This window comes from Pseudomonas sp. B3G-3, from assembly GCF_028640915.1.
GTDB classification, from domain to species: Bacteria; Pseudomonadota; Gammaproteobacteria; order Pseudomonadales; family Pseudomonadaceae; genus Aquipseudomonas; species Aquipseudomonas chlororaphis_I.
Genome location: NZ_JAQZAB010000107.1, coordinates 282,601 through 295,540 on the forward strand (window position 1 = coordinate 282,601; position 12,940 = coordinate 295,540).

The 12,940-nt window shown below is 61.7% G+C and carries 13 protein-coding genes and 1 tRNA gene; 12 read left to right on the top strand and 2 right to left on the bottom strand.

Features of this window, described 5'->3' with window-relative positions; genetic code table 11:
* Nucleotides 1-12: 12 nt before the first annotated feature.
* The gene (locus tag PVZ80_RS17060) at nucleotides 13-471 is read right to left on the bottom strand and encodes a hypothetical protein (protein ID WP_009046518.1); all 459 of its coding nucleotides are present in this window, start codon (nucleotides 469-471) and stop codon (nucleotides 13-15) included.
* Nucleotides 472-821: 350 nt separating this feature from the next.
* Between PVZ80_RS17060 and PVZ80_RS17065 the strand changes: the two genes are divergently transcribed.
* Both PVZ80_RS17065 and PVZ80_RS17070 read left to right on the top strand, forming a co-directional pair.
* Nucleotides 822-1,787, top strand: coding sequence for an alpha/beta hydrolase family protein (locus PVZ80_RS17065; RefSeq protein ID WP_273864229.1), 966 nt, complete (start codon nucleotides 822-824; stop codon nucleotides 1,785-1,787).
* Nucleotides 1,788-1,891: 104 nt separating this feature from the next.
* Nucleotides 1,892-2,290: a hypothetical protein gene (locus PVZ80_RS17070; RefSeq protein WP_016702600.1), complete on the top strand. Its 399-nt coding sequence runs from the start codon at nucleotides 1,892-1,894 to the stop codon at nucleotides 2,288-2,290.
* 195 nt (nucleotides 2,291-2,485) lie between these two features.
* Here PVZ80_RS17070 and gabP read toward each other — a convergent pair whose 3' ends face one another.
* On the bottom strand, nucleotides 2,486-3,883 hold the full coding sequence (gene gabP, locus PVZ80_RS17075) for a GABA permease (protein ID WP_009046515.1): 1,398 nt from the start codon (nucleotides 3,881-3,883) through the stop codon (nucleotides 2,486-2,488).
* A 554-nt stretch (nucleotides 3,884-4,437) separates the two neighbouring features.
* Between gabP and PVZ80_RS17080 the strand changes: the two genes are divergently transcribed.
* The 10 genes from PVZ80_RS17080 (at nucleotide 4,438) to PVZ80_RS17125 (ending at nucleotide 12,884) form a co-directional block, all read left to right on the top strand.
* The gene (locus PVZ80_RS17080; RefSeq protein WP_009046514.1) at nucleotides 4,438-5,211 is read left to right on the top strand and encodes an ABC transporter ATP-binding protein; all 774 of its coding nucleotides are present in this window, start codon (nucleotides 4,438-4,440) and stop codon (nucleotides 5,209-5,211) included.
* A gap of 13 nt (nucleotides 5,212-5,224) precedes the next feature.
* Nucleotides 5,225-5,980 (top strand): ABC transporter substrate-binding protein, encoded by a 756-nt coding sequence (locus PVZ80_RS17085; protein ID WP_009046513.1) that lies wholly within the window; start codon nucleotides 5,225-5,227, stop codon nucleotides 5,978-5,980.
* Between the two features lie 78 nt (nucleotides 5,981-6,058).
* Nucleotides 6,059-6,754, top strand: a complete 696-nt coding sequence (locus PVZ80_RS17090; RefSeq protein WP_009046512.1) for an ABC transporter permease — start codon at nucleotides 6,059-6,061, stop codon at nucleotides 6,752-6,754.
* Nucleotides 6,751-7,440 carry an ABC transporter permease gene (locus tag PVZ80_RS17095; protein WP_007922607.1) on the top strand — a complete coding sequence of 230 codons (690 nt, stop codon included), beginning with the start codon at nucleotides 6,751-6,753 and terminating at the stop codon, nucleotides 7,438-7,440. Before PVZ80_RS17090 ends, PVZ80_RS17095 begins: the two co-directional genes overlap by 4 nt.
* An 80-nt stretch (nucleotides 7,441-7,520) precedes the next feature.
* Nucleotides 7,521-8,732 (top strand): methyltransferase, encoded by a 1,212-nt coding sequence (locus tag PVZ80_RS17100; protein ID WP_273864230.1) that lies wholly within the window; start codon nucleotides 7,521-7,523, stop codon nucleotides 8,730-8,732.
* Between the two features lie 354 nt (nucleotides 8,733-9,086).
* Nucleotides 9,087-9,917: an FkbM family methyltransferase gene (locus PVZ80_RS17105; RefSeq protein WP_273864231.1), complete on the top strand. Its 831-nt coding sequence runs from the start codon at nucleotides 9,087-9,089 to the stop codon at nucleotides 9,915-9,917.
* A 351-nt stretch (nucleotides 9,918-10,268) separates the two neighbouring features.
* Nucleotides 10,269-10,778, top strand: coding sequence for a PAAR domain-containing protein (locus tag PVZ80_RS17110; RefSeq protein WP_096372819.1), 510 nt, complete (start codon nucleotides 10,269-10,271; stop codon nucleotides 10,776-10,778).
* Nucleotides 10,775-11,488: a VRR-NUC domain-containing protein gene (locus PVZ80_RS17115; RefSeq protein ID WP_039967602.1), complete on the top strand. Its 714-nt coding sequence runs from the start codon at nucleotides 10,775-10,777 to the stop codon at nucleotides 11,486-11,488. Before PVZ80_RS17110 ends, PVZ80_RS17115 begins: the two co-directional genes overlap by 4 nt.
* A gap of 16 nt (nucleotides 11,489-11,504) precedes the next feature.
* Nucleotides 11,505-12,602 (top strand): type VI immunity family protein, encoded by a 1,098-nt coding sequence (locus PVZ80_RS17120; RefSeq protein WP_038630394.1) that lies wholly within the window; start codon nucleotides 11,505-11,507, stop codon nucleotides 12,600-12,602.
* A 206-nt stretch (nucleotides 12,603-12,808) separates the two neighbouring features.
* Nucleotides 12,809-12,884: transfer RNA gene (locus tag PVZ80_RS17125), tRNA-Thr, on the top strand.
* Nucleotides 12,885-12,940 lie beyond the last annotated feature (56 nt).

The window sequence follows — 12,940 nt, forward strand, 5'->3', positions numbered from 1 at the left end:
CCTCCTCCTCGCTCAATAACCTTCATTCCAATGCAGGTTGAGGTCGCGAATGCCCGCTGCCTTCATATCCACCGTGTTGCGCTCGGTACGCCCGCCACGGGTGGCGACAACCTGGTACTTGCCGGCCGGCAGTTGCACAAAGACGATCGGACCCACCTGATTCAGGGTCAGGACCGATTGCCCTTGCGGATTCTGGATCGCCAGGTCGACATCCGAGGTGTATTTGTTTTCCGGGCCGACGGAAAAGGTCATGTGCAGGTTGTACCCCTTGGTCTGCAAGAGCGCCCGCGACTCATCCAGGCCGATACCGCCGGACAGATAGGTAATGCCGTTCTGCTGTTGAGGCTCCAGCTGCACGCCCGCCGGGTCGATGGGTTCGTTGCTGGGGGTGGCGGACTGTACGCTGAACGGCGCGAGGGACAGGAACGCCGCGAGAACGCCTGTTACGACACACGAAAAAAAGGATTTCATGATGAGCACTCCCGGTTCGTCTCGAACCACTGAATGGGATGCCACCGCCAAGAGTCCGGCCCCAGCGCGGTAGCGTCCGGGTCTCCCCTTTCCTCTCGAATGGCTCAGCCTCGTTTCAGCAAGCGATGCTCGAATGAAAAGCCCGTCAGGCGGCTTGCCCGCAGGCCTTGTTAGTCAGTGTACGCCCCGATTTAGGGCCGTTTAGATCGATTCGGTGTGAGGCTTTTAACCAAAAGTACCTAGCAGCGATGCCGATTCCGCCGGTTGCCAGGGCGCGGACCAGGCGGTTATTAATGCTTGCACCCAAAAAGAGCCGACACGCCTTTTCGCCCGCAAAGGAATACGCGCCGATGACCGTGCAATCCCCGCCTTCGTCCCTGCACCCGGCCAGCACCACCAGCAGCCCCGGCACGGCCTTCCGCGAACCCGCCGCCGACGGCTTCATGCTGGGCGGCTTCACCTGGCGCCATGCCGAACCGGACCCGGCACGCCCGGTGGTGATCATCAATGCGGCCACTTCCGTGCGCTGCCGGCACTACTCGCGGTTCGCCGATTACCTGTTCAGCCATGGCTTCGACGTCATCACCTACGACTACCGTGGCATCGGCGAGTCGCGGCCGGCCTCGATGCGCAAGTTGAAGGCATCCTGGTCGGACTGGGGCAGCCTGGACTTCGAAGCCATGCTGCAACGCGCACAGCGGGAATTCCCCGGCCAGCCCATCGATGTGGTCGGGCACAGCTTCGGCGGTTGCGCGGCGGGACTGGGGGCGTCCGGGCAGTTGATCCGCCGCGTGGTGACCGTGGGCGCGCAGTTCGCCTACTGGCGCGATTACGCCCCGGAAAGCCGCTGGCGCATGCTGGGCAAATGGCATGTCGTGATGCCGCTGCTGACGGCGATTTATGGCTATTTTCCCGGCAAGCGCCTGGGCTGGCTGGAGGACACCCCCGCCGGCGTGGTGCGCGACTGGGCCACGCCCACCGCACACTATCAACGCCGACCCAGCGGGCGCCATCTGGCGCGCCGGGACCCGGCGCTGCCCTTCGCCCGGGTCAAGGCGCAGCTGCTGGCCATCAGCATCAGCGACGACCCTTACGGCACCGTGCCGGCCATCGAGCGCCTGCTGGACTATTTCACGGCCAGCCAACGCCGCCATTGGCGCATCGAGCCCCGGGACATCGGTGAGCAGGAAGTCGGGCACTTCGCGTTTTTCCGCAGCCATTACCAGGACCGCCTGTGGCCGATCGCCCTGGCCTGGCTGCAACATGCGGCGCTGCCCATGGATGCGCCGGGACGCCTGATCAGCGGTAGCCGTTGAGCGTGCCAGGCGGCGCATTTACTGGCATCCTCTGCCGCCTCAAAGCCAGGCCGGACGCAGTATCGATGCCCGGCCCTCCTATTTGCGCAAAAGGTACGACGCCCATGGCATCTGCGAACAAGCAACACAAAAGAGCCCAGCGGGCGAAAACCAAGGCCAAGCAGAACCGCACCCAGCGCAACGCCACCCCGGTGGAGCTGGACCCGAATGATGACCGCATCGACTTTGAATCGGTGGACCTGACCGAACTGTTCAAGAAGATGATCGACGCCGAGAAGACCAGCCAGCAGGCGATGTGCGCGGCGTTCCTGGAAGACCCGCTGCTGGAGATCGTCTACGAGCAGGAAGGCGAGGAAGGTGCCATGGACTTTATCCTTGCCGCCCTGATCGAGTACCGCCAGTGGTCCACCGAAACCGACGAAGCCGGCGCCCTGGCCTGGATCGAAAGCCCGGAATTCCAGGCCGCTTACCTGGCCGCCTCGGAAGCGCTGATGCAGAAATAAGGCTCAACACCATCTGTAGCCGCTGCATGACCCTCACTGCTGCGTCGAATGTTCAATCGTCATCGCGGGCAAGCCTCGCTCCTACAGATGGAGGTGATCCGTAGGAGCGAGGCTTGCCCGCGAAAGCGTCGGTACAGACCATAAAAAAGGCCGCTGTCATCGCTGACAGCGGCCTTTTTGCTTAGCGGGAAAGACTCAGGCGCGGCTCAATACACCGGCTGCCTGCTTCTCCAGCTTGCGTCGACGGGCCACCAGCAGGCCCGCCGCGATCACGATGATGCTCAGCAGGCCGGTGGCGATGATTTCCATGCGGTGCCCTTCCTGGAACAACATGATGGTCAGCACCCCGACGATGAACACGATCACCGCGTAGGTCAGGCCCGGGAACAGCCACATGCGGTAGGCGATCTTCTCGCCGGCCGCGGTGCGTTTCTGGCGCATGCGCAGTTGCGATACCGCGATCACCAGGTACACCAGCAAGGCGATGGCGCCGGAGCTGGCCAGCAGGAAATTGAACACCGCGGCTGGTGCTACATAGTTAGCGAATACCGCGAGGAAAGCCGCGGCGGTAGACAGGATCACCGCCCAGTAAGGCGTGCCACTGCTGTTGGTACGCTTGGAAGCGGCCGGGGCGTCGCCACGCTTGCCCAGGGAGAACAGCATGCGCGAGGCGGTGTAGAGCGCCGAGTTCAGGCAACTGGTCACCGCCACCAGCACCACCAGGTCGACGATCAGCTTGGCGTTGGGGATGCCCATGCGATCGAGCACGGTCTGGTAGGAACCGACCTGGGCCAGGCTCGGGTCATTCCATGGCACCAGCGACACGACGATAAAGATCGACACCAGGTAGAACAGGCCGATCCGCCAGATCACCGAGTTGGTGGCCTTGCTGATCTGCTGGCCCGGGTTCTTCGACTCGGCGGCGGCGATGGTGACGATCTCGGTGCCCATGAACGAGAACATGGTGGTCAGCATGGCGGCGAGTACCGCGCCCATGCCGTTGGGCAAAAAGCCCTGGGTATCGAACAGGTGCGAGACGCCGCTGACATTGCTGGTCGGCAGCAGGCCGAAGATCGCCAGCAAGCCGAGCACCACGAAGCCGATGATCGCCACGACCTTGATCAGGGCGAACCAGAACTCGAACTCACCGTAGTTCTTCACGCTGAACAGGTTGGTCGCGGTCAGCAGCAAGGTGATCACCAGGGTGAACGCCCAGATCGCGATATCGGGAAACCAGGCATGCAGGATGGTCGCGGCGGCGTTGGCCTCCAGCGGAATCACCAGCACCCAGAACCACCAGTACAGCCAGCCGATGGTGAAACCGGCCCAGTGGCCGATGGCACGGTCGGCATAAGTCGAGAAGGAACCCGTGTCTGGCGAGGCGACGGCCATTTCGGCCAGCATGCGCATCACCAGCACCACCAGGGTGCCCGCGGCCGCATAGGCCAGCAGCACGGCAGGGCCGGCTTCGGCGATGGCGTGGCCGGAACCGACGAACAGCCCGGCGCCGATTACCCCGGCGATCGACAGCATGGTCACATGCCGCGGTTTGAGCCCCTGTTCGAGGTCATTGGAGGTCTGCGTACTGCTCATTGAAACTACCTTTGCGAAGAAAGCGAAAGCGTCCACCCGGTCTGGATGTTCTTTCTCGTAAAAAGAATCCAACAGGGCGTTCTTTATTTCTTACGCAAGATTTGCGCCAAAATGTTACAGGCTCCCAGCCGGCGCGGCCTGCGAAGGCGACCGGCGGGTGAGCGTAAGTCCTTGAGATTAATGGCCTTGCGCCAGAACGTTACCGCACCACCCATTTGTAGAACGAACCAGTGCACCAGAAACACACACAAAAAGTGTGCGACGCACAAATAGAGGGCGGATACGCAACCTTTGGCCGTTTTACCCTTCCAACACCCGGCCAAAGCTGGCACCATCGCGCCTTTTTTTACGCGACACCCGCTGGGAACAGGGTTCAAACGGGCGTTCGGTTGTTGATGGGGCGACAGTCTGCTGTGCCGATGCGACAACCTGTCACACGCCGTCTGCTTACACCCTGAAGCGCTGTTGGCTGTCATTCGAACGCTATGCTAGGTTGGCGCCTCGCCAGGAAAGCCGCTACCAGCAGGAGCGCAATGAACTCATGAGGACCGCACATGGCTGAGGCCACGCCCGCGCTTGAAATCCGCAACTTGCACAAACGCTACGGCTCGCTGGAGGTACTCAAGGGTGTCTCGCTGACCGCACGCGACGGCGATGTGATCTCTATCCTGGGTTCCTCCGGTTCCGGCAAGTCCACCTTCCTGCGTTGCATCAACCTCCTGGAAAACCCGCACCAGGGCCAGATCCTGGTGGCCGGTGAAGAACTCAAGCTCAAGGCCGCCAAGAACGGCGAACTGGTCGCCGCCGACGGCAAGCAGATCAACCGCCTGCGCAGCGAAATCGGCTTCGTGTTCCAGAACTTCAACCTCTGGCCGCACATGAGCGTGCTCGACAACATCATCGAGGCCCCGCGCCGGGTGCTCGGCCAGAGCAAGGCCGAAGCCATCGAAGTGGCCGAAGCGCTGCTGGCCAAGGTCGGCATCGCCGACAAGCGCCACGCCTACCCGGCCCAGCTCTCCGGCGGCCAGCAGCAACGCGCCGCCATCGCCCGCACCCTGGCGATGCAGCCCAAAGTCATCCTGTTCGACGAGCCGACCTCGGCACTGGACCCGGAAATGGTCCAGGAAGTGCTCAACGTGATCCGCGCCCTGGCCGAAGAAGGCCGGACCATGCTGCTGGTCACCCACGAAATGAGCTTTGCCCGTCAGGTCTCCAGTGAAGTGGTGTTCCTGCACCAGGGCCTGGTGGAAGAGCAAGGATCGCCACAGCAGGTGTTCGAGAACCCGCTTTCGGCGCGCTGCAAACAATTCATGTCCAGCAACCGCTAACGGAGCAACACGCATGCAGAGCTATAAGAAATTCCTCCTGGCCGCTGCCGCCACTCTGGTGTTCTCGGCCAATGCGATGGCCGCCGACAAACTGAAGATGGGCATCGAAGCGGCCTACCCGCCGTTCAACAACAAGGATGCCAGCGGCCAGGTCGTCGGCTTCGACAAAGACATCGGCGATGCCCTGTGCGCCAAGATGAAGGTCGAGTGCGAAGTGGTCACCTCCGACTGGGACGGCATCATCCCGGCCCTGAACGCCAAGAAGTTCGACTTCCTGATCTCCTCGATGTCGATCACCGACGAGCGCAAGCAGGCGGTGGACTTCACCGACCCGTACTACTCCAACAAGCTGCAGTTCATCGCCCCTAAAGACAAGGCCGACTTCAAGACCGACAAGGCTTCCCTCAAGGGCAAGATCATCGGTGCACAGCGTGCCACCCTGGCCGGCACCTGGCTGGAAGACAACCTGGGCGACGACATCACCATCAAGCTCTACGACACCCAGGAAAATGCCTTCCTCGACCTGACTTCCGGCCGCCTGGACGCGATCCTGGCCGACAAGTACGTCAACTACGAATGGCTGAAAAGCGAAGCGGGCAAGCCTTACGAGTTCAAGGGCGACCCGGTTGAAGAAAGCGACAAGATCGGCATCGCCGTGCGCAAGAACGATCCGATCCGCGAGAAGCTCAACGCCGCGCTGAAAGAAATCGTGGCCGACGGCACCTACAAGAAGATCAACGACAAGTACTTCCCGTTCAGCATCTACTGATACTGACTGGCCTGCCTGGCGCCCTCCCCCGAGGGCGCCGGTCCTTAGCAAAGCCTGCCGCGACTTGAATAACCATCCATGAATATCGATCTCTACGGATTCGGCCCGGCGCTCGCCGCTGGCGCGCTGATGACCGTCAAGCTGGCTCTTTCGGCGCTGTGCCTGGGGCTGGTGCTCGGCCTGCTCGGCGCCTTGGCCAAGACTTCCCCGTACAAGCCGCTGCAATGGCTTGGCGGCACCTATTCGACCCTGGTGCGCGGCGTTCCCGAGCTGCTCTGGGTGCTGCTGATCTACTTCGGCACCGTCAACCTGATGCGCGCCCTGGGTGAGTTCTTCGGCAACCCGGAGCTGGAACTCAACGCCTTCGCCGCCGGGGTCATCGCCCTCGGCCTGTGCTTCGGCGCCTACGCCACCGAAGTGTTCCGTGGCGCGATCCTCGCCATCCCCAAGGGCCATCGTGAGGCCGGCGTGGCCCTGGGCCTGTCGAAATGGCGGATCTTCACCAAGCTGATCATGCCGCAGATGTGGCGCATCGCCCTGCCGGGCCTGGGCAACCTGTTCATGATCCTGATGAAGGACACCGCGCTGGTGTCGGTGATCGGCCTGGAAGAAATCATGCGTCACTCGCAGATCGCTGTGACCGTGTCCAAGCAACCCTTCACCTTCTATATGGTGGCGGCCTTCATGTACCTGGGCCTGACCGTGCTGGCCATGACCGGCATGCACTTCCTGGAAAAACGCGCCGCTCGTGGCTTCGCGAGGAGTGCTTCATGAACTGGGAAGTGATCATCAAGTGGCTGCCCAAGCTGGCCCAGGGCGCCACGCTGACCCTGGAGCTGGTGGCCATCGCGGTCATCGCCGGCCTGCTGCTGGCCATTCCGCTGGGCATCGCCCGCTCGTCGCGCCTGTGGTACGTGCGCGCCCTGCCCTATGCCTACATTTTCTTCTTCCGCGGCACGCCACTGCTGGTGCAGCTGTTCCTGGTCTACTACGGCCTGGCGCAGTTCGACGCGGTGCGTAACAGCGCGATGTGGCCATACCTGCGCGATCCGTTCTGGTGCGCCACCGCCACCATGACCCTGCACACCGCGGCCTATATCGCCGAGATCCTGCGCGGGGCGATCCAGGCCATCCCGCCGGGCGAGATCGAAGCGGCGCGGGCGCTGGGCATGTCCAAGCCCAAGGCGCTGTTCTACATCATCCTGCCCCGGGCCGCGCGCATCGGCCTGCCGGCCTACAGCAACGAAGTGATCCTGATGCTCAAGGCCAGCGCCCTGGCCAGCACCGTGACCCTGCTGGAACTGACCGGCATGGCCCGCACCATCATCGCCCGCACCTACCTGCCGGTAGAGATCTTCTTCGCCGCCGGGGTGTTCTACCTGCTGATGTCCTATGTCCTGGTGCAAGGCTTCAAGCTGCTGGAACGCTGGCTGCGCGTCGAGCAGTGCCAAGGCCGCTGAACCGTTCGCTCCTACCGGCCTAACCTGTAGGAGCGAGCTTGCTCGCGATTGCCATCCCCCCAGACACCGCCGAGCCCAGCATGCCCTCCATCCTCCAAGGCCCCGAACTCCTCACCCGCTTCCAGGCCCTGGACCGCTTCCTGCTCGACCATCAACAGCTCTGGCGTCCACGCCCCTTCACCGAGCTGCAACTGCCCTGGGAAGCCCGGCACCACGAACTCGCCCAATGGCTGCGCCAGCGCAGCCTGGACGACGCCGAGGCCAGCCATAACCACCCCGAGTTGCTCGATGCTCCCGCGCCCTTCCCCGATCTGGCGCGGACTGCCGCCGCGCTAGGCGCCGTGGCCGAGCTGCCAACGCACCAGGTACCAGCTGCCCGCCAACGCCTCAACGTCGACGTACCCGGGCGTAAATGGCAACAGATCGAAGCCTTCGCCGCCTGCCTGGAGTTCACCCAGGCACCCGGCCACTGGCTGGACTGGTGTTCGGGCAAGGGCCACCTCGGCCGCCGCCTGCTGCAACCCGGGCAACAGCTGACCTGCCTGGAATACGACCCGGCCCTGGTCGCCAGCGGCCGGCAACTGAGCGAACACCATCGGCTGCCGGCCAGCCACCTGCAGCAGGACGTACTCGCCGCCGATGCCGCTGTCCGCCTGAGCGCCGAACACACCCCGGTGGCCTTGCACGCCTGTGGTGACCTGCATGTGCGCCTGATGCGACTGGCCAGCGAGTGCGGCTGTCGCCAACTGGCCATCGCACCCTGCTGCTACAACCGCATCCACCACGCCGAGTACCAGCCGCTTTCCGGCCCGGCCAAGGGCTCGACGCTGCAACTCTCCCTCGACGACCTCGGCCTGCCCCTGAGCGAGACCGTCACCGCCGGCGCCCGGGTACGCCGCCAGCGCGACAGCTCCATGGCCCGGCGCCTGGCCTTCGACCTGCTGCAACGCCGGCTGCGCGGGGGCGATGAATACCTGCCCACCCCGTCGCTGCCCGCCAGCTGGCTGGACAAACCCTTCGCCGACTACTGCCGCGACCTGGCGGCCCTCAAGCACTTATCCACAGTCGGCTCGCAGGACTGGCCGGCGCTGGAGGCCGCCGGCTGGCAGCGCCTGGCCCAGGTCCGCAACCTGGAGCTGCTGCGGGGCCTGTTCCGCCGCCCTTTGGAGCTGTGGCTGGTACTCGATCGCGGGCTGTTTTTGCAGGAACAGGGTTACCGCGTGCAACTGGGCCTGTTCTGCCCGGCACCGCTCACCCCACGCAACCTGATGCTGCTGGCGGAACGTGGATAACTTGGATCCAGCACCCCATCCAACCTGTGGATAACTCTGTTGATGAATTCCTGACAAAGCCGCTGAAAGTGCCTGCTACAGCACTAATCCACAGCTGGTCATTTTTTGTTCATAAAAATAAATCAACGAAAAAACAGCCAGTTGCGGCGAACTGAGAACGGATCCACAAAATCGGCCGTAATCGCCGTGCAACCGCCATCGATTGTGCATAAGCGTTAATACCAAAGGACATAACCGCCGAAAACCGGCACCTGGCAGGCAGCAAATTGCGCCGGTTGGCGGCGCTTGTTATACAGACGCAGGCGCTCGCGGGCGCGTCCGAGCCAGAACCTTTGTGACTGACGGGAAAAGACAGTGATGTTCATTTCTTATGCACAGAATTTCGAAGATATCCGCCTGTGGCGCGCGCTCAAACATGTCGAAAAAGGCTTCTACATCGACGTCGGCGCCAACCACCCCACCGCCGACTCCGTGACCCGCGCCTTCTACGACCGTGGCTGGAGCGGGATCAACGTCGAACCGGTAACCAGCTATTACGACGCCCTGTGCCAGGAGCGCCCCCGGGACACCAACCTGCAATGCGCAGCCGGCGACAACGCCGAGGCCCTGACCTTCTACGGTATCGCCGACACCGGCCTGTCCACCCTCGACCCCGCCATCGCCCAGCAGCACAAGGACGCCGGCATGCCGGTACAGACCCAGATCGTCAGCTCGCGCACCCTGAGCGATATCTGCGAGGCTCATGTCGACGGCCCGATCCATTTCCTCAAGATCGACGTCGAAGGCCACGAAGAAACCGTGCTGCGCAGCATGGACTTCAGCCGCTGGCGACCGTGGATCCTGCTGATCGAAACCCCGTGGAACCGCGACCAGGCCTGGGAAACCCTGGTCACCGGCGCCGGCTACCACCCGCTGGTGTTCGACGGCATCAACACCTTCTACCTGGCCGAAGAACACCTGAACCTCAAGGGCGCCTTCGACATCCCGCCATGCAACCTCGACGAATTCCAGTTCAACCCCGGCCACCGCTTCGTCGCCCCCGCCACCGACCTGGAACAGGCCCTGATCGCCGAACGCCAACGCGCCGACCGCGCCGAAGCCGAACTCCACGCCCTGCGCAACAGCCGCTCATGGCGCGCCATCGAAAAACTCAAGAAAGTGCTGGTGCGCGGCGGACGTCACTGAGAGCGTCAATCAAGCAATAGCCTCATGCTGCGCTGTGACTGCTTGACTCACACGTTCCCCGCGGGCTTGCAAAAACAGTCTCGGCGGCCGAGTATTTCCGCCTACCTCAGCTCGAACAGGGATATGTTTCAGCGAGGCGTTATCAGGCACATACGGTCACAAGGACGAGACGACCATGACTTCTTTTTGCCAGCAAACGCGGCACGGCTCTCAGGCTGGGTGTCTATCGCAGCATCTGGACAGCGTGAGTCATCCCAAGGCCCCACCTCTCCTCGCTACGCTCCCTGCTTCGCGTAAACCAAACTCGCCACGTACTCAATCCCTTCTGCCCGACCTGACACGGAGCCCGATATGAGCGGGAAACCTGCAGCTCGCGTTACCGACCCTACCGCCTGCCCACTACCCGGCCACGGTACCAATCCAATCGCCTCGGGCTCCCCCGACGTACTGTTCGACGGACTACCGGCCGCTCGCCTGGATGACCCTTCAGCATGCGGAGGAAAGCTGTCCGGAAACCTCTCGGCGACAGTGTTCATAAACGGGAAAAACGCAGCAACGGTCGATAGCCTCGGCACCCATGGCAACGTAGTGATCGGTGGCTCCGGGACAATCATCATTGGCGATACCTTCGTCCCCAGCCCCATGGCACCGATCCAGGGCATGAGCACAAGTCCATTCAAAGGCCGCTTCCGGGTGTTCGACAGAGAAACCGGCAAGGCCATCGCCGGCCAACAAGTGCGTATCAGCTCCAGCAGCGGAGAGTCGATACAAACTACCGATGCAGAAGGCTACACATCCTGGGTGAACAACGAGCAGCCGGAAACACTGAAGTTCGACCTGATCTATGGAGATGATCAATGAGTGGTGATAACCCCTTGTCGACCGGCGGCATGTCAGCACCAGGGCAGACAACGGATGTAGGCCTGACAAAACCCAGACTCGCCCCTGGAGACAAAAAAGTTCTCTGCTCGGCGGCCTGTTACTGCCAGGCAACACCTAACGTAGCGGTGGACGGCAAAAACCTTAAACAGCAGTGCGTTGCCGCGCGCCTGAACGGGCTGGACAAAATCCTTATGGGGCGAAGCCCGCTGAAGCCGGAAGTCAGCTACGACATGACCAAAAAGCCGCCCGTTCCGATCATGGACAGCCAGAGTGGCGACAACCCTCATAGCTGGATCCCCGGCTGGATCAAGAAATACTGGGATCAGGACCCAGATCACCCACCATTCGAAGCAGGCACGGGCATGATTCGCCGACCAGACGTCGTCATCGTGAATGACCCGAGAAAACCTCCGACCCAAGACAACATCAAACAGGTTGTGGAAATGAAGTTTCCACCCGATTCTCCAAACACGAAACAGACGGCTGAATACGCGAAAATTGCAGGGGGCAGCAATAAGGTGGTCACCCTCGATGCCAGAGAATGCGACTGCACCCAGGAAGAGCAAACTTCTAGAGTCCCGTCTGAAGAGCTGGGGTGGGCCGCAGCGATTGCAGCCGCCGCCGCGTGGCTACTGAGCCGCGGCAAGACGCCTGTCCCGAGATTCCCGGTACCCGCCGGCGCCATGTGATTTAAAGGAACCGACCATGAGTGAACCTTTCGACTTAGCCGCCGAGCTGGAAAAAATGCCTTTCGCCCTGGAGATCCCGGGCCATTTACTGATGAAGGGTGGGCGGCAAGACTACATTGGAGCAGCGCTCTGCATCCGAGGCACCTTGTATTTCAAGGATGCCCATACCGTTCCGGTACGCGAAGAACTTGGTCGATGCTTCAACGACTACCAGCGCCTGGCAGGGCCTGAGTTGAGGTGGCTATGGCGAGAAGAACCGCCTGAAGGTTCAGCATTGACCCCTTACAACAAGGCCAGATCCCTGATCGAGATGCTGGCCACCATGAAAGAAAACGATCACCTGAGTTTTTACTACACCGGTGGCCGTGAAGCGGTAGACGCCAGTCCCTGGTTTTTCGAGTTGTTCGGCCAGCGTGGCTGGGAAGCAAAAATGGGGGATGACCTCAGCGTGCTGGAGTTTTCAGTCCCGATCCTCTTCTTCGAAGAGCACCGTCTCGACTTCCTGCGCTTGTTCCTCGATTGTGCAGCCCGTCTGAAAGCGGAACAGGGCTATGCCGGTTATGCGCTAAACCTGTCCGTGACCAAAAGAGACGGCAACGAAGCAACAGAAGCCTACATGAGCGAGAGCATGCCCGGGCTGGATGCAGGCCTGGCCCCCCTATTGGCCAACCGGCCCGAGTTCCAGAAGAACAAAATCAAAACCGTGAGCTGGCTGACCGTACTCAACAAACCACGCCTGGAAAGCGCAGGAGGTTTAAAGGCACTACAGGCCAGGTTGCCTGACAGCCATTTCGCTTTTTATGACTACGGTGCCGGCGTGATCATCCAGGCCGGAAACGAACCATCCGTGATAGGCGATGCCGACTTCCCACGGCCTCCCGCCTACGTGCTGCTGAACCATGAGCTCAAGGAGTTGCGTTACGAAACAGTCGGCGACCTTCATGGTGGCTCTCATGATGGCGAAGTTCGTCTTACCGGGTGGTCGGCGGATCAATGGTTGAAACGCTTTGATGTGCCGCTGTCCGAGCTGAGCGCCTATCAGCACAAACTCAGCGAACAGCCCGCACTCAGCAGCCAGTACACGCTCAAGGACCGACTGCGCCCCCAAGGTTAAAAACCAGTGACCCCGGCAACGCCCCCTGACCGGCCAGTTCGGCGGTATGACGCGACTCCAATGAGTGCTACACCACTTTCCGCTTGAGCTGCTCCAAGGGCACCCATGCGAACGTCGATCCCGAGGTAGCTGGAACATCTGCAAAAATAGTCAGATTTCAGGGGTTTACAGAACCTTGCCAATCGCTATAATCGTCGCCCTGACACGCCGGTATAGCTCAGTTGGTAGAGCAACTGACTTGTAATCAGTAGGTCCCGGGTTCGACTCCTGGTGCCGGCACCATACAAGGTTCCATAGAAGGCTTTCAAAATCTCTGGAACCCCCGAAAAACCCGCCTT

Bases quoted from the DNA above. Each gene is read 5' to 3' on its own strand.
- PVZ80_RS17060 (WP_009046518.1), bottom strand. From the start codon at position 471: ATGAAATCCTTTTTTTCGTGTGTCGTAACAGGCGTTCTCGCGGCGTTC.
- PVZ80_RS17065 (WP_273864229.1), top strand. From the start codon at position 822: ATGACCGTGCAATCCCCGCCTTCGTCCCTGCACCCGGCCAGCACCACC.
- PVZ80_RS17070 (WP_016702600.1), top strand. From the start codon at position 1,892: ATGGCATCTGCGAACAAGCAACACAAAAGAGCCCAGCGGGCGAAAACC.
- gabP (WP_009046515.1), bottom strand. From the start codon at position 3,883: ATGAGCAGTACGCAGACCTCCAATGACCTCGAACAGGGGCTCAAACCG.
- PVZ80_RS17080 (WP_009046514.1), top strand. From the start codon at position 4,438: ATGGCTGAGGCCACGCCCGCGCTTGAAATCCGCAACTTGCACAAACGC.
- PVZ80_RS17085 (WP_009046513.1), top strand. From the start codon at position 5,225: ATGCAGAGCTATAAGAAATTCCTCCTGGCCGCTGCCGCCACTCTGGTG.
- PVZ80_RS17090 (WP_009046512.1), top strand. From the start codon at position 6,059: ATGAATATCGATCTCTACGGATTCGGCCCGGCGCTCGCCGCTGGCGCG.
- PVZ80_RS17095 (WP_007922607.1), top strand. From the start codon at position 6,751: ATGAACTGGGAAGTGATCATCAAGTGGCTGCCCAAGCTGGCCCAGGGC.
- PVZ80_RS17100 (WP_273864230.1), top strand. From the start codon at position 7,521: ATGCCCTCCATCCTCCAAGGCCCCGAACTCCTCACCCGCTTCCAGGCC.
- PVZ80_RS17110 (WP_096372819.1), top strand. From the start codon at position 10,269: ATGAGCGGGAAACCTGCAGCTCGCGTTACCGACCCTACCGCCTGCCCA.
- PVZ80_RS17115 (WP_039967602.1), top strand. From the start codon at position 10,775: ATGAGTGGTGATAACCCCTTGTCGACCGGCGGCATGTCAGCACCAGGG.
- PVZ80_RS17120 (WP_038630394.1), top strand. From the start codon at position 11,505: ATGAGTGAACCTTTCGACTTAGCCGCCGAGCTGGAAAAAATGCCTTTC.